Genomic DNA, 19231 nt, shown 5'->3' with positions numbered 1-19231 from the left:
AGGCCAAGTAAGATTTTCTTGCATATGAAAGCCCGCTTTTGCGGGCTTTTTTATTTAGCTAAACAGATTTATTTTGATAGGTGCTCCCTAAGTAGGGTGGCTGAGGGCGATAGATTTGCGCCTTCTTTGATTGCCAGTAGCAGGTTGCGCTTGGCCCAGGAGTCTTTGAGATGAACCACCGCAAGGTCCATTGCTTGGATTTGAGCAATGCAAGCTTGGATAGGTAGCACGCCAATTCCTAGATTAACTGAAATCATCTGGCACATGGCGTCATAACTGCGCACCTGTATACGCAGCCTCATTTGCATACCTAGCTTCTCGGCGCTTCTGGAAGTGAGTTCTAGTAGCGAGCTACCGCGATTAAGACCAACGAAATCGTAGTTAAGGCACTCTTCAAAAGAAACCTTTTTCTTTTTGCTCAAGGGGTGTGATTTGCTGCAGGCGATTACAAGCTCATCACTCCCAATCATCTTGGTATCTAAGCCTGTGGTTGGAGAGCCTTCAGCAAATACGCCAATGTCAGCAATGCCATCTAGTAATGCGCGCACGATGTCGCCACTAATCTGCTCTTCGACTTCCACTTGGATCTCGGGGTGCTCTTTAAGAAACTGCGCCAAAGCGGCTGGCAGAAATTCAGTTAAAGCGGACATATTTGCCCAAAGTCGGACGTGACCCTTAACTCCCTTGGAGTATTCACCGAGCTCATTGCTAAATTGCTCAAATCCCTGAAAGAGTCTCAATGCGTGTTGCATCACCGCATGGCCGGCTTGTGTGAGGGTAACGCCCCTGGCTGATCGATCTAGTAGAGTGATGCCAACCGTCTCCTCTAGCTCGGAGATTCTTCTGCTGGCGGCCGATAGAGCTAGATTGCATTCATTTGCGCCCTTGGTAATGCTTCCACTTTGGGCAACGGCACAAAAGAGCTTGAGGGTGACAAAGTCGACTCTAGCGGGGTTAATTGAGGAATTCATAGGTGGTATTTTAGCTAAGCCTTCGCAAAATGAGAAGGCTTGATCGTTTCATAGCAATTCTCAAGGGCGTGAAAAGGGCGTAACTTTAGCCAATAGATCTTTTCGGGGAACATCATGGAGCCATTAGCAAATCTCAAAGTCATAGAAATGGGGCAATTGATTGCTGGACCATTTGCCGCCAAAACCTTGGCAGATTTTGGTGCGGATGTCATCAAAATTGAGCCGCCGAAAGTTGGCGATGCGTTACGAAAATGGCGTTTGTTAAAAGATGGCACTTCAGTATGGTGGCAGGTGCAGTCGCGTAATAAGCGCTCTCTTTCTTTAGACCTCAGGCAGGCCGAAGCTCAAGACATTGTTCGTACTTTAATTTCAGAAGCAGATGTATTGATCGAAAATTTCCGTCCCGGCACTTTGGAGGGGTGGGACCTTGACCCTGTGAAGTTGCTCGAGCTGAATCCCAAACTCATTGTTCTCAGAATTAGCGGCTATGGCCAGACCGGTCCCTATCGAGATAAACCAGGCTTTGGTGTAGTGGCTGAAGCGATGGGTGGTTTACGACATCTCACAGCCGAGCCAGGCAGGGTGCCTGTGCGTGTGGGTATTAGCATTGGCGACACCCTTGCTTCCTTGCACGGCGTGATTGGAATTTTATTGGCCTTGCAAGAACGACATCAGAGTGGCAAGGGGCAGGTGATTGATATCGCCCTTTATGAGGCCGTATTCAATTGCATGGAAAGTTTACTGCCTGAGTACAGCGCGTTTGGTGAAGTGCGTCAAGCTGCTGGCAGTGCTTTACCTGGTATTGCTCCAACGAATGCCTATCTTTGTGCAGATGGAGGCTATGTATTGATTGCTGGTAATGGCGATAGCATCTTTAGGCGCTTGATGGGGATGATTGGTCGTGATGATTTGGCAAACGATGCAGAGTTGGAAAACAACGATGGCAGAGTGAGACGTGTCGCTGAGTTAGATCAGGCAATCGGCGAGTGGACTAAAACAGTGAATACCGATCAGGCCTTGAAGATGCTCGATTCAGTGGCGGTGCCTGCTGGAAAAATATACACCGTTGCTGATATTGCGAATGACCCACACTACAAGGCGCGTGAGAATATTCAAACCATTCGCATGCATGATGGCAGCACTTTAGATGTTCCAGGTGTGATTCCAAAACTTTCTCGTACCCCTGGATCAATCAAGACATTGGCGCCTGATATTGGTGAGAACACCGATGAGATCTTGCGAGATATTGGTTTAACTGAGGCGCAGGTGATATCTTTAAAAGAGCGTGGCGTTGCTTTTACTAAATAAATGCGGAACCCAAGCAACAAATATTAAATGAATACATTTATGACCAGAATATATTTCAATGATGTAGTGACTAGAGATGGCTTTCAGATTGAACCTAACTTCATTCCGACTGATGACAAAGTCAAATTGGTGGATGAGCTAAGTCAGTGTGGCTTTGCCAAGATTGAGGTGACTTCATTTACATCGCCCAAGGCAATCCCAATGTTGCGGGATGCAGAAGAGGTGATGGGTAGAATTCAGCGCGTTCCTGGCGTTGAGTACACGGTCTTAGTGCCCAATTTAAGAGGCGCTGAACGCGCCTTTGAATCTCGCGCTGATGAATTCAATCTCGTGATGTCTACTTCTGAGACTCACAATCTTGCTAATTTACGCATGAGTCGCGAGAAAAGTTTTGCTGGATTGGCCGAGGTGATTCGTTATGTAGATGGTAGGACGCCGATTAACGTTTCTCTATCGACTGCGTTTGGCTGCCCTATGGAGGGTGATGTTCCTCAGGCGGTAGTAGAGAAGTTTGTGAAGCGCTTTGCTGATTTAGGGGTGCGTGGAGTCACTATTTGTGACACTACGGGGATGGCCCATCCTGCTCAAGTAGCGAAGATGGCTGATGATTTACAAAAACAATTTTCCGATTTGCAGCTCACTTTCCATTTTCATAATACGAGAGGCATGGGCTTGGCGAATGTGCTGGCAGCAGTGCAATCTGGAATTAACCGCTTCGATGGTTCCTTAGGTGGTTTGGGTGGCTGCCCATACGCTCCCGGCGCAAGCGGCAATATCTCAAGTGAAGACGCCATTCATATGCTCGATGCCATGGGATACGATACTGGAATGGATATTCCAAGGTTATTGGATTTGGCTCGTGAATTACCCCACATTGTTGGGCACTCAGTTCCTGGTCAGGTTGCAAAGGCTGGAGCTACATGTCAGTTGCATCCAGCCCCATCCTACGTCAATGAATTGCGTTAAATAGTCATCCAATTTGAAGGTTAGCCCCATGCGTAAATATTTTTCTACAATCAATGTACTAGTCCTACTGCTATTGACCCAGGTGTCTATTGCTGGCTATTGTCAGGATGGCGGCAAGTACCCAAATAAACCAATCACTTTTATTGCTTCCTCTGCGCCTGGAGGTACGACGGATTTCACGGCTAGAGTGCTAGCTCAGCCCCTTGGGTTGGCGCTTGGGCAAACCATTGTTGTGGAGAATAAAGCCGGAGCATCGGGCGCGATTGCAGCCGCCGCCGTAAAGAAGGCGGACCCAGACGGGTATACCTTGCTGGTTCAATACTCTGGCTACCATGTCATCACCCCATTAGTGAGCAAGAATCCATTGCCTTGGGAATTAAAGGATTTTCAAGCTGTAGCCAACGTGATCTCGGCGCCACAAATTGTGGTGATTCGGGCGGATCTGCCATTTAAGACCATGAATGAGTTGATTGCTTATGCAAAGGCTAATCCCGGTAAATTAAATTACGCTTCATCTGGCAATGGTTCTTTGCAACACGTTACTGGCGCTATGCTGGAGCAACAAGCAGGCATCAAAATGACTCACGTGCCTTATAAGGGAACAGGGCCTGCATTGGCTGACTTGCTGGGTGGCCAAGTAGATTTGACCTTTGGTACTCCGCCGCCATTTATTCCGCATATTCAAACGGGAAAGTTACGCGCCTTGGCTACCACTGGCAAGAAGCGCTTACTCAGCTTGCCTGAAGTTCCTACTGCTGCCGAGGCAGGTCTGCCTAAGCTCGATGCCACTTCTTGGTTTGCGGTATTCGCCCCAATCAATACGCCAACGCCGATTGTTAACCAACTCACTACTGAGATTGCCAAAGTGATGGCTGCACCATCCTTTAAGCAAAAGGCAGTGGAGATGGGTGCGGAAGCTACTTATATGAATCCAAAGCAATTAGAGGAGTTCATTAAGGGTGAGAATACGCGTTGGTCTGCCGTGGTGAAAACTGCGAAGATTGAGGCTGACTAATTCAGGGGTCTATAGATGATTGATCACTTAGATCATCTAGTGCTAACCACGGCGAATGAAAGTGCATGTGTTGATTTCTACACGCGTGTGCTTGGTATGAAGCTAGAGAGTTTTATTGGCGGTACACCACCAGTGGAGCGAAAAGCATTTAAATTCGGAAATCAGAAAATTAACCTTCATATCAAGGGGAGGGAGTTTGAACCCAAGGCTGATATTCCGACTCCGTGATCTCTGGATCTGTGTTTTATTGCTGATAGACCGCTGGTGCAGGTTATTGCTAAATTGGCCGAGGAGAGCTGGCCCATTATTGAGGGGCCGGTGATGCGTACTGGCGCTACTGCAAAAATTCATTCAGTATATGTGCGAGATCCTGATCAAAATTTGATTGAAATCAGCGAGATTGTTTAAGGCATATTGAATGAAGCAAGATGAATTTCTAAAAATGCTTGCCGAGGAAAATTTTCCGGAACCAACTTTGGTAGTGCGTGAGTCATCTGGATTTTTGGATTCTCATTCCCATCCATTTGAAGTAAAGGCTTTAGTGATCGATGGTCAGATTGATCTGATGATTGATGATCTAAAGCGGGTGTATTTGCCTGGAGATGTATTTCATCTAGATTTCGAACAGATGCACGCCGAGCGCTATGGTAATCAGGGTGTTAGTTATCTTGCTAGCAGAAAATCCCGAGGGTAAAAATACCTAAGGTCCATATAACGTTTGGAGCGTATTTGGCAACATCACATTCTCCAGGCCTTATGATTGGGTTATGGTTTCAATATCCTTAATTAATACTCTCTTGCGACTGAATATCGAGTGCTCAGTCCAATCATAAGCAGCTCTAGCCTGCAGCTAGTAAAAGAGGGGCTATCAAAGCTGAAGCAAAGGTTTGATGGCGCCCGTGACGAGCCCTATGTTGTAGAGAGTCGTCAATTCAAAGCCTTATATTTTGATAGCGAATCCACACAAAGTTTGATGGATGTGCAAGCGCCACTTCGATTGGTTGTGAGTTATACCGAGACGATGATGGGATTTCTCATGTTTCATTCCAACCCCAAAAGTATTGCCATGATAGGGTTGGGCGGTGGATCTCTTGCGAAATATTGTCACCATCATTTGCCCAATACCTCAATTTTGGTTCTTGAAAATAATCCCAAGGTAATCGCACTCAAGGATCAATTTCATGTTCCTGATAATGGCCCCCGTTTTCGGGTGCTAGAAGCCGATGGGGCGGAGTATTTCAGAAATACCGAAGAGCAATTTGATGTATTGCTAATCGATGGGTATAACAAATTTGGACAAGCAGCCCAGCTGTGCAGTGAAGACTTTTATGCCAGCTGTCTTGCATGCTTGAATCCTGGCGGTGTGATGGTGATTAATTTTTCTGGGAAGGCAGGATTGAATCAGGCCTACCAAGAGAGGATTGATCGCATCTTTGGGCGTTCTTCAGTGCTGGTCATGGAGTATGACCGGATGAATCAAATTTTATTTGTAAGCAACAGCGATTTATTGAGCGTATCTTCGGCGGATTTGTATAAGCGGGCTGCAATTTTGGATGAGAGCCATGAAATACACCTCCCGAGAACCGTGCAAAATTTCCTTACCCAAAGAAAAGTAGATCATTTTCAGGAAAGAAGCCCCTAAATTTTGATATGAATCAAGAAAGAGGCGGCAAATGGGATCACAATACCAATGTAGTTTTGATTATTCTTAAATAAAGTGAGTTTTTATGAATATAGAATTTATTGGTCCTGCCACTCTCTTGAGTAATGGCGACGTTTCTTATCCCGCACTTTTGGATGGTCAGCCTTTGCAATGCAGTTTCAGCTACGAGGCTCTGCAAGATTTAGATGTCAATAGCGTTGAGGACGATGCCTTGAAATTATTTAAAAATCATCAGTTGAAATTGTTATCGATTGCAGAGCAGAAAATTCGCAATGGCTATGCCGTTAATGGCGCGGTGCATTTATTTAGCCATGATCTAGTGCTGGATTAACGATTTAATCCAGATCCATTCAATATTCCGTTGCTTAATTAGAAAGAGAAAGTATGTTATTTAATCACTCAGTAATCTGGATCGACCACCAAGAGGCGCATGTCATTTATTTCAATCCCACCGCAAGTGAGAGCGAAGTCATTAAAACAAGATCGACGCATAAAAATATTCACCACAAAAGTGGCTCGATAAGTGGTGCACAAGCAGCGCCAGATCAGCATTATTTGCATGAAGTGATCCAGGCCGTTAAAGAATCTAAGGAAATTTTGATTGTTGGGCCGGGCTCAGCAAAATTAGAGCTCATGAAATATGCCTCTAAGCACGATCACCTGACCGCTGAAAAAGTGGTGGGTATCGAGACTGTTGATCATCCAAGCGATAGGCAGTTATTGGCCTATGCCAAAAAATACTTCGCCAGAGTTGATGCCTTAAAGGGTGACACCGTCATTACCCGCTAATCAATTTATCCCCCTGAAAAATGGGGGATAATTTATTGATGTTGCTCATTACCGCCTTTATCGCCAATGGATTGTTGGCACTCATTGTGATCTTGCTTCACTACGAGGCCTTATTTCAGCTAGATAAAAATCTACCCAAGGTTGCGCATATCGCCCCTCGCTTTAAGGTATTGCTGGGTGTTGGCGCTATTTTTATTGCTCACGTTGTTGAGATTTGGATCTTTGCCTTAGGCTATTTTGCGACATTACATTTTCCCGCGATGGGAAATCTTGTCGGGGAGTTATCTGGTCATGGGATATTGTTGGACTGCGCCTACTTATCTTTTATTACCTTTACAACTGTCGGTTATGGTGAAATTGTTGCGCAAGGATACTTGAGGTATTTGACAGGAGTAGAGGCGCTTACGGGACTCATCTTAATTACCTGGTCAGCTTCATTCTTATTTATTGAGATGCAGAAGTATTGGACTGTATATAAGTCGAATCAGACCAAGCAATACAAATGAGTTTTATTGGGTATTAGCCCTAAAAATCTTTCATCAGTCGCACTGCTAGGACGCGAGTTTGTATGAAACCATTTTTGATTTCCATATCGCGACCGTATTGCAGTGAAAATCTTCCGATAGGGGTATGCGCTTGTCCGCTTAGGAGAAACCGCTGCGTATTCACTACATTGTTCATGTAAGTATTGTTAATCGATGTCGCGCCACCGACCGCATAAATGTACGAAGCGCCAACCGTAAAGATTTCGTTAATGCGATAGATTGGACCAAGCTGGGTGGTGGTGAGTGGCTTTTGAGTAAGTGATACGTTATCGCTTGTTGAGTTGCAGGCTGCGGCACATTGGCTATTGCCGCCAAACCACATTGTGTCCACGGCAATCATGCCGTCAATACCGCCGACAATCGGAGTTTGAAATCCAATCTGCAGATCTGTGCGGAAGCGGTTCTCAGCCAGATTAAAGGCTTGCCCACTCGAATAGCTTCCCATCGGAGCAATGAGATAACCACCCACTCCAACATACGTTCTTGTAGCCTTATTGGCGTAAGGCCAAATCGCAGTTGCCAGTACAAGGTCACCAAAGCCGGTATCGGTCGGAGCGCTAGAGAGTGATCCGGCTGGTCGCACCGATCCATAAGGCAGTTGGATATACGAGACCGCAGGTAGATCAGCTAAGGTGTAGGTTCGCGCGCCGCGCAAGATTGCGCTTTGGGTATCAATAACCGGGCTTGCAAATGATGTCTTTGAATTTACAGCACCATTGCTATAGAAGGTTGAATTCTCGGTGTTGTAGTAACTGACTGTGATGAAATTCTTATTGGGGGGCGGCGCAACAATATCATTCGGCTGCAAATCTACCGCCCATGCTGTGAGAGCATGAGTGAGGGTAAGTGCAAGAAGGGCGCTTCGAATGTAGTGCATAGCGCCCGTATTTTAGGTTGATTTGTCTAGTTTATGCGCTGATCATGCTCAAGAATGGGGCGAATGGTTTAGGGGACAACCCCCATCAATACTCAGAAATAGATCTTCAAACCATACCTAATATTGGTTTGGCGGCCTTATTGATTTGAGCTATAAAATCCCTCTAATTGATTGCGCTCATCTTTGGGCCCGGCTTTTTATCTTTATTAGGAAATCATGAATCATCTCTCAAAGCTCTTTGTGCTGTTGTGCACTCTTTTCTTGGCGGCGTGCCAGTCCACTGGAGGTGATGGCAAGCCATTGACCGCGCAAGAGATTGAGCAAAAAAGACAAGCCACTCTTCAAATGTCTCAAACAGGCCTGGCAGCCCTAGTTAAGCAGAATCCTGCGGTCGAAAAAATAGTGAAGGACGCTCCGGGTTATGCTGTTTTCAGCACTACAAATGTCAATATTGTTTTATTAGTTGTAGCCAGGGGTGAAGGTGTTTTGTATGACAAGCGTCACTCAGGCGACCCGATCTTTATGGAAGCGGTAAAGACAGGTGAGGGTGTTGGTGCCGGATATCAAAATCAGTATCAAGTCATTATTTTTAAAAACACCGATGCGATTGATCAGTTTCTCTTAACCTCTATTGATGGATATCGTGGTGGCATGGATGTTGATGCAAATTTTTCAGCGGGTTCGGGTGGAACTATTCGTTCCTTCAATCCCAATATTACTTTTTATACAGTAGGCTTATCGGGATATGACCTCCAGGCCAACTATGGCGGCACTTTTTACTTGGTGGACAAGCAATTAAATGATGCGAAGATTTTGAATAATCTGCCTAAGAAGCAATAAGGCAGTCAAGCGCTGTCTGAATGGTTTGGAGATGAATGTCAACCGTGGAGTCGATCTTTTTTCCATAGCCTCCAGCCATGCAGGTTGCTATCGGAATTTGACGGCTTAGGCCATATTGAAATACGCATTCATCTCTTTGCTTCATCCCCTGCTTGCTGACGCGAAGTTTGCCTAATCGATCATCCTCATGAGCATCGGCGCCGGCTAAGTAAATAATTAAATCCGCTTTAAATCGAGAGTCCAATATTTCAAGGCTGTGATGAAGCGCTGTCAAATAGGCTTGATCTTGAGTCTCATCTGGTAGGCCAATATCAAGGTCGCTATTTTCTTTTGAAAATGGAAAATTATTTTGCCCATGAATGGACAAGGTAAATATAGAAGAATCATTTTCCAAAATAGACGCCGTACCATTGCCCTGATGCACATCTAAATCAATAATTGCCACTGTAAGATTTTGGTTTACTTCTCTTTGTAGGGCTCTGGCCGTGATTGCTGCATCATTAAATACGCAGAAGCCACTACCTCGATTTCTATAGGCGTGGTGTGTGCCTCCGGCAAGATTCACAGCTAGACCATCTTGAAGAGCGTCCTTCGCAGCTGCAAAAGTTGCACCAGCAGACCTTTTGGAGCGTTCCACCATTTGGGGGCTCCAAGGAAAACCAATTTCTTGTTGTTCCTTGGTGTTGAGGGTTCCTGTGAGTACTTTGATTAAGTAAGCGGGATCATGCGCATAAAGAATTTGGGTGTCAGTAATAGCTGGGGCTTCAAGCAGCTCAATGCCCTCTAACAGGGCCACATGGTTGCGCAATTGACTGTACTTTTCCATCGGAAAGCGATGTCCGGGCGGAAGTGGTAAAACATAGTGGTCGGTATAAAAAGCCTTCAATCGCAGTCTCGCAGATTATTTTTATCAACAGTCTATTCTTTTTATAATCTCCAGGTATGACACGATCCGAAAAAACGGGTTTTAAAGGAAATAAATCATTTTTGCCCAGCAAGGTTTGTTTGGCCTGTGGCAGGGAGATGACTTGGCGTAAGTCCTGGTCTAAGAATTGGGATTCCATCAAATTTTGCTCAGACGCCTGCCGTCTTAAAAAATCAGCAGTCACTAATTTAGGGGTTAAGTAATTGCGGGTTTTGATTTATTGGTTTAGAAATGATCTGCGCCTTGTGGACAATCCGGCTATTTCACGGGCTTGCTTGGATGCAGACTTCATCTTGCCGGTATATTTACATGAGCCAGATGGCGAATTAAATGCTTATGGATTTGAACGTGTAGGTCCGCATCGCAAGCTATTTCTAAAGGAATCTTTGGCCGATCTAAGGACTCAATTGAGAGCCTTAGATTCTGATTTATTTGAATTCCACGGCCATGCAACTGCGGTATTTCCGCAATTAATGAAGGCAATCGGTGCTAGCGCAATCTACTGTGAGCAGATTGAGACTCCCGAAGAGATGATGCAGGTATCGGAATTGCTAGGTATGGGTGTTGAGCTTAAGCAATTCTGGCAATCAAGCATGCTCGACCTAAAAGATCTGCCGTTTGATCCACAGACTATGCCGAATGTGTTTACCCAGTTCCGCCAAAAGATTGAAGGTGCAGGGGTCAGGTTTACCGGCCCCATTGCTGCGCCCAAGTATTTGCCGCCACCTCCTGATGGAGTGGATGTGCCGCCTATGGGGGAGATGGAAATTCAACATTCCCAATCTCCCTATTTGGGTGGCTCTAGCCGAGCCCAGAGTCATCTACAGCAATATCTTGAGCGTCGCTTGCCAGATACCTATAAGGAAACTCGCAATCATCTGACTGGCCAGGATTACTCAAGTAAGTTCTCTTTTTGGCTATCGCTGGGCTGTATTTCAGCGCGAGATATCGCCGCGCAGATCAATCAATATGAGGAGCGCCATGGTGCAAATGATGGCACTTACTGGCTCTGGTTTGAATTGTTATGGCGTGATTATTTTCGTTTTATTCATTTCAAGTTTGGTCGGCAGCTCTACCGAGCTCGGGGCTTAAGTAATTTACCCACCCCTTCATTAGATGTAGGGCAGTTTGAAGGCTGGAAATCTGGCAGCACGGGGAATGCCTTTGTCGATGCTGGAATGCATGAGTTGCAGAGCACTGGTTATTTGTCCAACCGAATGCGACAAATTGTCGCCAGCTATTGGATTTATGACATGCAGGGAGATTGGCGAATTGGGGCTGCTTGGTTTGAAAATCAGCTGGCAGATTTTGATATCTATAGCAACCAAGGCAACTGGTTATACATTGCTGGACGAGGAACAGATCCACGGGGCGGTAGGCAATTTAATGTTGCCAAGCAGGCCCAAGATCATGACCCCCAAGGGGAATACCGTAGATTGTGGAATAAGCCAAATTAATGGCTTAGATAACCGGCACTTCAGCGTATTGCAACAGCACCTCTAGGGAAACTTTTTCTAAAGCTTTTACATGAGTGCTTTCAAGCTTAATCATGGGCGCGCAGTGTTGTTCGAGTGCCTCGATCCAACGGTTAAGACAGAGGCACCATTGATCGCCCGCAACTAGTCCTGGAAATTGATATTCAGGTCTTGGGGTAATTAAGTCGTTTCCTCGCTGACGACTGAATTCTAAAAAATCATTGGTTACTATCGCGCAAACTAAATGGCTGCCGGCATCTTGTTCATTGGTTTTACAGCAGCCATCTCTAAAGAACCCGGTCAAAGGATCAAATGAGCAGGGTACTAGTGGTTGGCCTAAAACGTTTAAGTTGGCATCTTGCGACATGGGTACTTTCTTTATTTACCAGGGTAGTTTTGCACCGGAATAGCTGATGAAGCTTCCTGAATCTTCTTTATTGAGTGAGAGCAAGACTTGAAGCATGTCTCCGGCTGCCACTAAAGCTGGCCTTCCGATTTGTTCGCCCTTGAAGGGTTTTGATAGTCGAGAATTTACGGTGCCGGGATGGAGTGCTATTAAGGCGGTATTTGGTTTTGTTCTGCCAAACTCAATTGCAGCTGTTTTGATCAGCATATTTAAAGCTGCTTTGGAGGCACGGTAGCTATACCAGCCGCCCAAGCGATTGTCTTCAATGCTGCCTACTTTTGCAGAAAGGGTTGCCATTACAGAGCCTGCGGGATCAAGTAGCTTGGAAAAGTGCTTGATAGTGAGGCTTGGTCCAATCGCATTAATTTGCATCAGCATCTGTAATTGCTCTGGATTCAGGTCATCCAATTTCTTCTCGGGCATCCACTTTTCAGAATGTAGGATGCCAATGGTATTAATAATGAGCTGGAAAGGCGCCTCAGCCAATAGGGCATTGGCTGAGGACTCGATAGAGTCGAGATTCAGGTAGTCAATGGAGTGAATCGAGTTGCGGTGAATGCCTCTAACCAGGGTGCAGGAGGGGTTATTTTCCAGAAGCTCCACAAAGGCTGCCCCAATCGTGCCAGACGAGCCAATCACTAGTGCGCGGAATGGGGGTGAGATTAATGGCATGGATGTGGTGTCATAGGGAGTCCAGCTAGTTTATTGAATAAGTCTTAAACTTGCTCGATGACAAGTGCACAGCCCAACTTACTATCTGAAGCTGACTTATCTCGAGTCATTGAGATGGCCTGGGAGGATAGAACCCCTTTTGAGGCCATAGAGCTTAATTTCGGATTGACTGAGCCTCAAGTGATTGCCTTGATGCGCGGGAGTTTAAAGAGAGCTTCATTTAACTTATGGCGCAAAAGAGTTACTGGCAGATCAACAAAGCATGTTGCCCTAAGAAGTAAGTTGGTTACACGAGCCTACTGTTCTACCCAGTACAAGCAAAGATAAGTCAATGAGCAAATTGACATTGTTCTATGATGGTTTGTGCCCCCTATGCCAAGCTGAAATTATTTTTTTATCCGGCAGAAATCAGGCTGGATTATTAGACTTTATTGATATCAATTCAGAGAAATACTCTGCTCAAGATGTGGGGGTGTCGTGTGATGAAGCATTACAAGCCATGTATGCGCAATACGAGGATGGCACTTTAATTAGCGGGGTCGATGTATTTGCTGCTGCCTATGAAAGGGCTGATTTGCCAAAGCTAGCGTGGTTATTTTCTCGACCAAGCTTGCGCCCATTGCTGATGTGGGCATACCGTTTTTTTGCAAAAAACCGCCATACGATTTCTGGTATTTTTGGCCCGACCGCATTGTGGATTGTGAATACAGCGGGCAAGAGTAGGAGTTAGGATGATGATTCAATATTTCACAAAAAACGGTTTTGCCTTATTCATGATGCTATCGCTTATTAGTAGTCTTGGCTTGGCGAACAACATTACTCATATTGAAGATGTAATTAAGCAAGTTCAGCCCCAAGGCGCTGGTAGACTGAACTTCTGGGGGCTTCATATCTATGACGCAACTTTGTACCGATCTTTGGGGAAGGATTCATCAGAGTTTGCTTTGGATGTCAGATATCAAAAATCATTCTCCGGCAAGGCTATTGCTAGCCGGACCGTAGATGAAATGAAAAATATTGGCGTGCCTGAGAGTCAGGCTATGGCTTGGGGAAAAGAGTTGGCTGAGATTTTGCCTAATGTTGAGCCTGGGCAAACCCTCACAGGGGTTTATTCTTCACAGCAAGGAACCACCCTATTTTACGAAGGTAAAAAAATTGCCCAAATTCCTGGGGCGGATTTTTCAAAAGCATTTTTTGGAATTTGGCTTAGTCCTAAAACAAGTGCGCCAAAGCTAAGAGCCGAATTACTTGGGAACGGCTGCCCACCACCAATCATTTCTGGAGCTTGCTAAATGCGTAAGATGATGTCCGCCTTAAGATTGTTTATTGGATTTTTATTGGCAGTGAGCTTGTGCGCCTGTTCATCTCCTACAGTGACTCAGTATGCGCAAGAGGCTCCTCGGTTGGACCTCAGTGAGTACTTCAATGGCACGATCGATGCTTACGGTATCTTCACTGATCGTAGTGGTAATGTTCAAAAAAGATTTACTGTGTTGTTGGTGGCAAAGTGGTCCGTAGTGGACGGTAAAAAAACTGGTATTTTGGACGAAAGCTTTGAGTATTCCGATGGAACAAAGCAAAAGCGGATATGGACTCTTACTGAAACCGCCCCGGGCAAATACATTGGCACAGCCGATGATGTGATTGGCGAAGCGCTCGGAGAGTCATCTGGAAACGCCTTAAATTGGACTTATACCTTGGCCTTGCCGGTGGATAAAACAATCTATCACGTGCAATTTAATGATTGGATGTATCTCATTACTCCTAAAGTCATGATGAATAAGGCGAAGATGAGCAAGTTCGGTATTGAGCTTGGTGAAGTGACGCTGAGTTTCTATAAGCGTTAAGAAATTCTAAGAAAGATGCCATTGAAAAAGCTCATACTCATTCTGGGCGATCAGTTAGATCTCGATAACCCCGTTCTCAAAAGCATCAATTCCACTCTTGATCAGGTGGTCATGATTGAATCTGCGGATGAGGCGAAATTTGTTTGGTCGCATAAAGCCAAGATTGCCTTGTTCTTGTCGGCTATGCGCCATTTTGCAAAGCGGCTTGAAGAGCTCGGCCTCCCGCTTTTGTATATTCAGCAATCTCCTCGGTCTATTGTGGAGAATCTGAGAGCAATTATCGAGTCGGAAAAATTTACCCACTTGGTTTGCATTGAGCCAGGTGAGTGGCGACTCAAGCAAGCAATTGAAGCCTTGGCTTCAGAGCTAAAGATCAAGCTAGAGATGCTGGAAGATCCCCATTTTTATTGCTCCCGTCAGGAGTTTGGCGCTTGGGTTGCTGGAAAAAAAGAGTTGCGATTGGAATATTTTTACCGTCTTATGAGAAAGACGCATGGAATATTGGTGGACGAGAAAGGTAATCCAGAGGGCGGACAGTGGAACTTTGATAGAGATAATCGCAAGCCATTTCCAAAGAAGGGCCCTGGCTTGATTCCACCCCCTGAGTTATTTGAGCCAGACTCAATCACTAGTGAGGTGCTGGAGTTGGTGGAAAAAACCTACCCGGATCATCCTGGATCTTTGCGCCACTTTCGGTGGCCCGTCACTCGTCCTCAGGCGCTAAAAGCTCTAGAGGGTTTTATTGAGCATCGCTTAGGCACCTTTGGCATCTATGAGGATGCTATGTGGACCGATACGCCATTTGGTTGGCACTCTTTGCTTTCTAGTGCAATGAATCTGAAGTTGCTGAATCCGAGAGAGGTCATTGCAGCAGTGATTCAAGCATGGAAAAAAGAGAATTTAGATCTTTCAACAGTTGAAGGATTTATACGTCAGATTTTGGGTTGGCGAGAATTTGTTCGGGGCATGTATTTTTTAGATATGCCGCAGATGGCGGAAGACAATTTCTACGACCATCATCATGCTTTGCCGAGCTGGTACTGGTCGGGCGAGACCAACATGTCTTGTATGCAGGAAGTGATCGGACAAACTCTCGAGTATGGCTATGCGCATCATATTCAGCGATTGATGGTGACAGGTAACTTTGCGTTATTGGCGGAAGTTTTGCCAAAAGAAGTATGCGACTGGTACTTAGCTATTTATATAGATGCAATTGAATGGGTGGAGTTACCTAATACTGCGGGCATGGCCTTGTTCGCGAGTGGCGGGCGATTCACGAGCAAGCCCTATATATCGAGTGGTGCTTACATTAAGCGAATGAGTAATTATTGCGACTCATGTCAATACAAGCCAGATATTCGGTTCGGGGAGGGAGCATGCCCCATTACCAATCTCTATTGGAATTTTCTAATCAAACATCGCAAACAATTTGAGGCTAGTCCTCGCACTCGTCTCATGACTGCTAACTTGTCCAGAATTAGCGATGATGATCAAGCGGCCATTCAGCGACATGCAAAGGTCATTTTGGGTGATCTGAATGCGCTTTAAGCGTGGGCGACGCATTTTTAGATTTTGTGTCACACTTTCGTCAAATAAATCAATGGCTTAAAGGCTGCAATGAGAATAGAAGATACCGATCCGGCAAGACATGCGGGTATTGAATACCCAATGGAAGTAGGCGCCCCTGTTTTTGCGCCAATCAAGGTCGTAGAAGAAAAAGATAAGGCTGTCAATGTGGCTCGCCAAAATGCGAAGCTTGAATACGATCGAATCATGGAGCAGGCTGAAGTGCTTATGAAGCAGGCTCGCGCTTTGCAGGCCCGATTGGATGCTACGGAGATGGTGCATAGCGCTAAATTTAGCTTCAACCCAATTCACGGAAAAATTTACCACCTGTATTTTGATAGTCGTAATGAGGTAAATGTATTGATACAAAATGGCCCGAATCAATGGAGTTGCGGTATTCCAGATGCGTGGACCTATTCTATGGCGGTCAAAAAATTAGGTGATAGCACTTGGGCTGTAGTTGAAGATGAAGATGAAGATGTTGCGACATCCTCAATTACGGTAAGATAATTTTTTATAAAAATAAGTAAGGTGACTTGTGACAACTGCTCGAATTGTTAGTCTTTCAGAACTTGGCAGTGCTGATGTTATTCAATTAATCGATAAAGAATTATCAGCGCCAGGTAAGGGTGAAGTACAGCTTCGCCAAACCGCGATTGGTTTTAACTTTATCGACGTATATCAGCGCTCTGGCGTATACCCCTTAGAGTTGCCTACTGGCTTGGGCCATGAGGCCGCAGGCGTGGTCCTGGCTGTTGGAGAGGGTGTAACGCGATTTAAAGCTGGCGATCGTGTGGTGTATATGAATGCCGGAATTGGTGCGTATGCTAGCGCGCGTAATGTGGCGGCCGATAAATTGGTGGCGATTCCCGACGGTATTTCTGATGAAGTTGCTGCAGCAGTATTTTTTAAGGCAATGACTGCGCAATACCTCATCCAAAAGACTTATAAAGTGAAAGCGGGCGATGTGGTGTTGGTGCATGCTGCCGCAGGTGGTGTTGGCCAAATTTTGGCTGGATGGGCAAAATCTTTGGGTGCATTTGTAGTGGGTACGGTAGGTTCGCAGGCAAAGTTCGCTGCAGCTAAAGAGGCTGGTTGCGATGCTGTAGTGGATTACTCGAACCCAAATTGGGCTGAAGAGGTTGTGAAGGCGGCAGGTGGTCGCAAGGCAAACGTGGTCTATGACTCCGTAGCCAAGACTACCTTTTTGGGCTCGCTCGATTGCGCTGCTCCATTTGGCACGGTGGCTTTGTTTGGTGCCGCATCAGGACCGGCTCCTGAAATTCAGCCAGAAATTTTGAATAAGAAAGGCTGCCTATTTTTAACCAGGCCTTCCGTATTTCCTCATAACGCTACTCCTGAGCTTCTCCAAGAAAATGCGAAAGCGGTATTTGATGCGATCGCAGAGGGGCGCGTTAAGGTTCAAATTGGCGCTAAATTTAAACTCGAGCAAGCCGCTGAAGCGCATAAGGCTGCTGAAGGCCGCAAAGTATCCGGGGCGATTGTGATTACGCCTTAAGGCATGATGAGTCTTTGGCAGTCTTTGTAGAGTTAAGAGAAGCCCCGCTTTTGCGGGGCTTTTTTATGCGTCCGTCCTATATCTAGTGCCATGGCTTCGGCAGTAGAATCGACAATAGATTCTGTCTACCATCCCTATCTGGAGTGTTTATGAAAAAGAGTTTTATCAAAAAAGTGCTTGCCACTTCTATTGCCGCTTCTTTGGCTTTGGCGCCAGCGATTGGAAATGCTTGCACTAGCTTTTTATTGAAAGGTAGTGATGGCGGATTTGTTTATGGCCGCACGATGGAGTTTGGGCTCCCGCTCAAATCTCAGCTGACGGTTATCCCAAGAAACCTGCCCTTACTTGGTGTTGGTGTCGATAGTAAGCCTGGTACGGGCCTGAACTGGACTTCTAAATACGCAGTAGCTGGTATGAATGGTTTGGGTATGCCGGTATTAGTGGATGGCATGAATGAGAAAGGTTTAGTAGGCGGCTTACTCAATGCGCCTAATACGGCTGCATACCAAGTTGTAGCGCCGGCAGACTCTGCCAATAGTATTGCCTCTATTCAGATGCTGATGTACGCCTTGACAAACTTTGCCACGGTCGAAGAAGTAAAAGTCGGCTTTAATAAAATCAAAGTGAACCGTTCTATTATCCCCGCCTACAACAATCAATCTGCACCAGTACGCATGACCTTGCATGACGCGGCTGGAAAAAGCATTGTGGTGGAGTACCTTAAGGGCGATTTGGTGATCACCGATAACCCTACTGGCGTAATGACAAATGATCCAGCATTTAGAGATCAACTCAACAATATTGGGAACTATGCAAATCTCACTAGCGTTGAAAAAAATCCGCTGGTGATTAATGGCGCGACCTATGTGCCACCTAGCTCTGGCAGTGGCTTGCATGGCTTACCTGGTGACTATCTCAGTCCAAGTCGCTTTATTCGTGCACTCTTCTTGACGAAGTCTGTTCCAGCAAGTTACTCAACAGTTCAGCAAACTAATACAGCTTGGCATATCTTGGGTAGCTTTGATATTCCTCCTGGCGCGATTAGCTTGCCTGCAACGAATGCTTATGGTGGTGGAGCGGGTGGCATTGAAATTACCGAGTGGTCTGTGGTCGCAGATAATAAAAATATGATGTACTACCTCAAGATGTTTGATTCAACTAATGTGCAGGCATTCGACTTGAAGAAGATCGATGTGAATGCAAAAGCAATTCAGTTCTACGATGTAAATAAGCCCCAGTCATATTTATCCATTAACTAATATTGGATATAGCTTCTATAGGAGGTATTTTGATGCAACTGGCGATGAAATTCGTAGTGGTGACATCCCTTTTGGTTTTTAGTGCTCCGGGGTTTGCGCAAATCCCAGACACGCAATATTCACAAGGTATCTCTTATATTTCTGGTGGAGTGGGTGAGGAAGAGTCGACAGCAATTTTGGCGGAAGCAAAGCAGTGGCCATTGTTGCTGGAGCTCTCCCAGCTCGAGGGTGGTCGTGGCGTTTGGATCTTTGGCGCAAAGATCAAGATTCTGAATGCCAACAATCACGTGATATTTGATGCCCAGGCTGATGGCCCTTATATCCTGATTAACTTGGCTGCTGGCACCTATTCGGTAGATGCTGTTTATCAAGGAGCACCTCAAAAGCGAGTGATTTCCATCAATCCTGCGACACCCCAGAAGATTTCTATCTTCTGGAAGTAGCGAGATCTTGCGCTATCGATCGTTAGTGCTCGTCCTTTTGCTGAAGACTGGCTTAAATGATGCGCTGCCATATAAGCCAAGTTCTCTTTTCTCGGCTATAGTTTGACGAGATCAATACAAATCTTGGAGATTATCGTGCCTGTTT

At 45.7% G+C, this 19231-nt stretch carries 25 protein-coding genes and 1 pseudogene; 21 read left to right on the top strand and 5 right to left on the bottom strand.

What is annotated here, in order from left to right:
- Positions 1-68: 68 nt before the first annotated feature.
- On the bottom strand, positions 69-971 hold the full coding sequence (locus FD960_RS07990; protein ID WP_215298487.1) for a LysR family transcriptional regulator: 903 nt from the start codon (positions 969-971) through the stop codon (positions 69-71).
- A 114-nt stretch (positions 972-1085) separates the two neighbouring features.
- Between FD960_RS07990 and FD960_RS07985 the strand changes: the two genes are divergently transcribed.
- From FD960_RS07985 to FD960_RS07945, 9 genes and pseudogenes are all read left to right on the top strand, one after another.
- Positions 1086-2279: a CaiB/BaiF CoA-transferase family protein gene (locus FD960_RS07985; protein WP_215298485.1), complete on the top strand. Its 1194-nt coding sequence runs from the start codon at positions 1086-1088 to the stop codon at positions 2277-2279.
- Positions 2280-2318: 39 nt separating this feature from the next.
- The gene (locus tag FD960_RS07980; RefSeq protein ID WP_215298483.1) at positions 2319-3245 is read left to right on the top strand and encodes a hydroxymethylglutaryl-CoA lyase; all 927 of its coding nucleotides are present in this window, start codon (positions 2319-2321) and stop codon (positions 3243-3245) included.
- A gap of 28 nt (positions 3246-3273) precedes the next feature.
- Positions 3274-4260 (top strand): tripartite tricarboxylate transporter substrate binding protein, encoded by a 987-nt coding sequence (locus FD960_RS07975; protein WP_215298481.1) that lies wholly within the window; start codon positions 3274-3276, stop codon positions 4258-4260.
- Between the two features lie 15 nt (positions 4261-4275).
- Positions 4276-4668, top strand: a pseudogene (locus tag FD960_RS07970) (VOC family protein).
- A gap of 10 nt (positions 4669-4678) precedes the next feature.
- Positions 4679-4954: a cupin gene (locus tag FD960_RS07965; protein WP_215298479.1), complete on the top strand. Its 276-nt coding sequence runs from the start codon at positions 4679-4681 to the stop codon at positions 4952-4954.
- A 120-nt stretch (positions 4955-5074) separates the two neighbouring features.
- The gene (locus FD960_RS07960; protein WP_215298477.1) at positions 5075-5902 is read left to right on the top strand and encodes a hypothetical protein; all 828 of its coding nucleotides are present in this window, start codon (positions 5075-5077) and stop codon (positions 5900-5902) included.
- Between the two features lie 85 nt (positions 5903-5987).
- The gene (locus FD960_RS07955) at positions 5988-6254 is read left to right on the top strand and encodes a DUF1488 family protein (protein ID WP_215298475.1); all 267 of its coding nucleotides are present in this window, start codon (positions 5988-5990) and stop codon (positions 6252-6254) included.
- A 53-nt stretch (positions 6255-6307) separates the two neighbouring features.
- The gene (locus FD960_RS07950) at positions 6308-6712 is read left to right on the top strand and encodes a translational machinery protein (protein WP_215298474.1); all 405 of its coding nucleotides are present in this window, start codon (positions 6308-6310) and stop codon (positions 6710-6712) included.
- 20 nt (positions 6713-6732) lie between these two features.
- Positions 6733-7218, top strand: a complete 486-nt coding sequence (locus FD960_RS07945; protein ID WP_215298472.1) for a potassium channel family protein — start codon at positions 6733-6735, stop codon at positions 7216-7218.
- Between the two features lie 19 nt (positions 7219-7237).
- Here the strand turns inward: FD960_RS07945 and FD960_RS07940 are convergent, their stop codons facing one another.
- Complete coding sequence (locus FD960_RS07940) at positions 7238-8134, bottom strand: transporter (protein ID WP_215298470.1); 897 nt, start codon at positions 8132-8134, stop codon at positions 7238-7240.
- 216 nt (positions 8135-8350) lie between these two features.
- On the opposite strand from FD960_RS07940, the gene FD960_RS07935 reads away from it, so the two are divergent.
- A complete protein-coding gene (locus FD960_RS07935; protein ID WP_215298468.1) occupies positions 8351-8974 on the top strand; it encodes a hypothetical protein in 624 nt (207 codons plus the stop codon).
- On the opposite strand, the gene FD960_RS07930 is transcribed toward FD960_RS07935, so the two are convergent.
- Positions 8961-9866, bottom strand: a complete 906-nt coding sequence (locus FD960_RS07930) for a histone deacetylase (protein ID WP_251369880.1) — start codon at positions 9864-9866, stop codon at positions 8961-8963. The two genes, FD960_RS07935 and FD960_RS07930, sit on opposite strands and share 14 nt — an antisense overlap.
- 50 nt (positions 9867-9916) lie before the next feature.
- Here FD960_RS07930 and FD960_RS07925 point away from each other — a divergent pair, with 50 nt between their 5' ends.
- Positions 9917-10102, top strand: a complete 186-nt coding sequence (locus tag FD960_RS07925) for a DUF2256 domain-containing protein (protein ID WP_215298466.1) — start codon at positions 9917-9919, stop codon at positions 10100-10102.
- Complete coding sequence (locus FD960_RS07920) at positions 10103-11356, top strand: DASH family cryptochrome (RefSeq protein ID WP_215298464.1); 1254 nt, start codon at positions 10103-10105, stop codon at positions 11354-11356. It abuts the gene before it with no gap.
- 4 nt (positions 11357-11360) lie between these two features.
- Here FD960_RS07920 and FD960_RS07915 read toward each other — a convergent pair whose 3' ends face one another.
- The gene (locus tag FD960_RS07915; protein WP_215298463.1) at positions 11361-11741 is read right to left on the bottom strand and encodes a DUF2237 family protein; all 381 of its coding nucleotides are present in this window, start codon (positions 11739-11741) and stop codon (positions 11361-11363) included.
- 15 nt (positions 11742-11756) lie between these two features.
- On the bottom strand, positions 11757-12452 hold the full coding sequence (locus FD960_RS07910) for an SDR family NAD(P)-dependent oxidoreductase (protein ID WP_215298462.1): 696 nt from the start codon (positions 12450-12452) through the stop codon (positions 11757-11759).
- A gap of 57 nt (positions 12453-12509) precedes the next feature.
- Here FD960_RS07910 and FD960_RS07905 point away from each other — a divergent pair, with 57 nt between their 5' ends.
- From FD960_RS07905 to FD960_RS07865, 9 genes are all read left to right on the top strand, one after another.
- Positions 12510-12779: a TIGR03643 family protein gene (locus tag FD960_RS07905; protein WP_215298461.1), complete on the top strand. Its 270-nt coding sequence runs from the start codon at positions 12510-12512 to the stop codon at positions 12777-12779.
- Between the two features lie 4 nt (positions 12780-12783).
- Positions 12784-13182, top strand: coding sequence for a thiol-disulfide oxidoreductase DCC family protein (locus FD960_RS07900; protein WP_215298460.1), 399 nt, complete (start codon positions 12784-12786; stop codon positions 13180-13182).
- Position 13183: 1 nt separating this feature from the next.
- Positions 13184-13744: a chalcone isomerase family protein gene (locus FD960_RS07895; protein ID WP_251369775.1), complete on the top strand. Its 561-nt coding sequence runs from the start codon at positions 13184-13186 to the stop codon at positions 13742-13744.
- Entirely contained in the window at positions 13745-14299 is a 555-nt protein-coding gene (locus FD960_RS07890; protein ID WP_371817425.1) for a DUF3833 domain-containing protein, read from the top strand.
- Between the two features lie 15 nt (positions 14300-14314).
- A complete protein-coding gene (locus FD960_RS07885; protein ID WP_215298458.1) occupies positions 14315-15847 on the top strand; it encodes a cryptochrome/photolyase family protein in 1533 nt (510 codons plus the stop codon).
- A gap of 69 nt (positions 15848-15916) precedes the next feature.
- Positions 15917-16375, top strand: a complete 459-nt coding sequence (locus tag FD960_RS07880; RefSeq protein WP_215298456.1) for a DUF2452 domain-containing protein — start codon at positions 15917-15919, stop codon at positions 16373-16375.
- Between the two features lie 28 nt (positions 16376-16403).
- A complete protein-coding gene (locus tag FD960_RS07875) occupies positions 16404-17384 on the top strand; it encodes a quinone oxidoreductase (RefSeq protein ID WP_215298454.1) in 981 nt (326 codons plus the stop codon).
- 149 nt (positions 17385-17533) lie between these two features.
- Positions 17534-18643, top strand: a complete 1110-nt coding sequence (locus tag FD960_RS07870) for a linear amide C-N hydrolase (RefSeq protein WP_215298452.1) — start codon at positions 17534-17536, stop codon at positions 18641-18643.
- 32 nt (positions 18644-18675) lie between these two features.
- A complete protein-coding gene (locus FD960_RS07865) occupies positions 18676-19086 on the top strand; it encodes a carboxypeptidase regulatory-like domain-containing protein (RefSeq protein WP_215298450.1) in 411 nt (136 codons plus the stop codon).
- Positions 19087-19231: the final 145 nt, after the last annotated feature.

Source organism: Polynucleobacter sp. AP-Nino-20-G2 (assembly GCF_018688235.1).
GTDB lineage: Bacteria > Pseudomonadota > Gammaproteobacteria > Burkholderiales > Burkholderiaceae > Polynucleobacter.
Note: the sequence above shows the minus strand (reverse complement) of the source record. Positions and strands in the feature narration are given on the sequence as shown.

Excerpts from the sequence above, each read along its gene's own strand:
- FD960_RS07975 (WP_215298481.1), top strand. The coding sequence starts at position 3,274 with ATGCGTAAATATTTTTCTACAATCAATGTACTAGTCCTACTGCTATTG.
- FD960_RS07965 (WP_215298479.1), top strand. The coding sequence starts at position 4,679 with ATGAAGCAAGATGAATTTCTAAAAATGCTTGCCGAGGAAAATTTTCCG.
- FD960_RS07985 (WP_215298485.1), top strand. The coding sequence starts at position 1,086 with ATGGAGCCATTAGCAAATCTCAAAGTCATAGAAATGGGGCAATTGATT.
- FD960_RS07910 (WP_215298462.1), bottom strand. The coding sequence starts at position 12,452 with ATGCCATTAATCTCACCCCCATTCCGCGCACTAGTGATTGGCTCGTCT.
- FD960_RS07895 (WP_251369775.1), top strand. The coding sequence starts at position 13,184 with ATGATGATTCAATATTTCACAAAAAACGGTTTTGCCTTATTCATGATG.
- FD960_RS07940 (WP_215298470.1), bottom strand. The coding sequence starts at position 8,134 with ATGCACTACATTCGAAGCGCCCTTCTTGCACTTACCCTCACTCATGCT.
- FD960_RS07915 (WP_215298463.1), bottom strand. The coding sequence starts at position 11,741 with ATGTCGCAAGATGCCAACTTAAACGTTTTAGGCCAACCACTAGTACCC.
- FD960_RS07980 (WP_215298483.1), top strand. The coding sequence starts at position 2,319 with ATGACCAGAATATATTTCAATGATGTAGTGACTAGAGATGGCTTTCAG.
- FD960_RS07990 (WP_215298487.1), bottom strand. The coding sequence starts at position 971 with ATGAATTCCTCAATTAACCCCGCTAGAGTCGACTTTGTCACCCTCAAG.
- FD960_RS07945 (WP_215298472.1), top strand. The coding sequence starts at position 6,733 with ATGGGGGATAATTTATTGATGTTGCTCATTACCGCCTTTATCGCCAAT.
- FD960_RS07870 (WP_215298452.1), top strand. The coding sequence starts at position 17,534 with ATGAAAAAGAGTTTTATCAAAAAAGTGCTTGCCACTTCTATTGCCGCT.
- FD960_RS07935 (WP_215298468.1), top strand. The coding sequence starts at position 8,351 with ATGAATCATCTCTCAAAGCTCTTTGTGCTGTTGTGCACTCTTTTCTTG.
- FD960_RS07880 (WP_215298456.1), top strand. The coding sequence starts at position 15,917 with ATGAGAATAGAAGATACCGATCCGGCAAGACATGCGGGTATTGAATAC.
- FD960_RS07885 (WP_215298458.1), top strand. The coding sequence starts at position 14,315 with ATGCCATTGAAAAAGCTCATACTCATTCTGGGCGATCAGTTAGATCTC.
- FD960_RS07950 (WP_215298474.1), top strand. The coding sequence starts at position 6,308 with ATGTTATTTAATCACTCAGTAATCTGGATCGACCACCAAGAGGCGCAT.
- FD960_RS07925 (WP_215298466.1), top strand. The coding sequence starts at position 9,917 with ATGACACGATCCGAAAAAACGGGTTTTAAAGGAAATAAATCATTTTTG.
- FD960_RS07905 (WP_215298461.1), top strand. The coding sequence starts at position 12,510 with ATGACAAGTGCACAGCCCAACTTACTATCTGAAGCTGACTTATCTCGA.
- FD960_RS07955 (WP_215298475.1), top strand. The coding sequence starts at position 5,988 with ATGAATATAGAATTTATTGGTCCTGCCACTCTCTTGAGTAATGGCGAC.
- FD960_RS07865 (WP_215298450.1), top strand. The coding sequence starts at position 18,676 with ATGCAACTGGCGATGAAATTCGTAGTGGTGACATCCCTTTTGGTTTTT.
- FD960_RS07890 (WP_371817425.1), top strand. The coding sequence starts at position 13,745 with ATGCGTAAGATGATGTCCGCCTTAAGATTGTTTATTGGATTTTTATTG.
- FD960_RS07900 (WP_215298460.1), top strand. The coding sequence starts at position 12,784 with ATGAGCAAATTGACATTGTTCTATGATGGTTTGTGCCCCCTATGCCAA.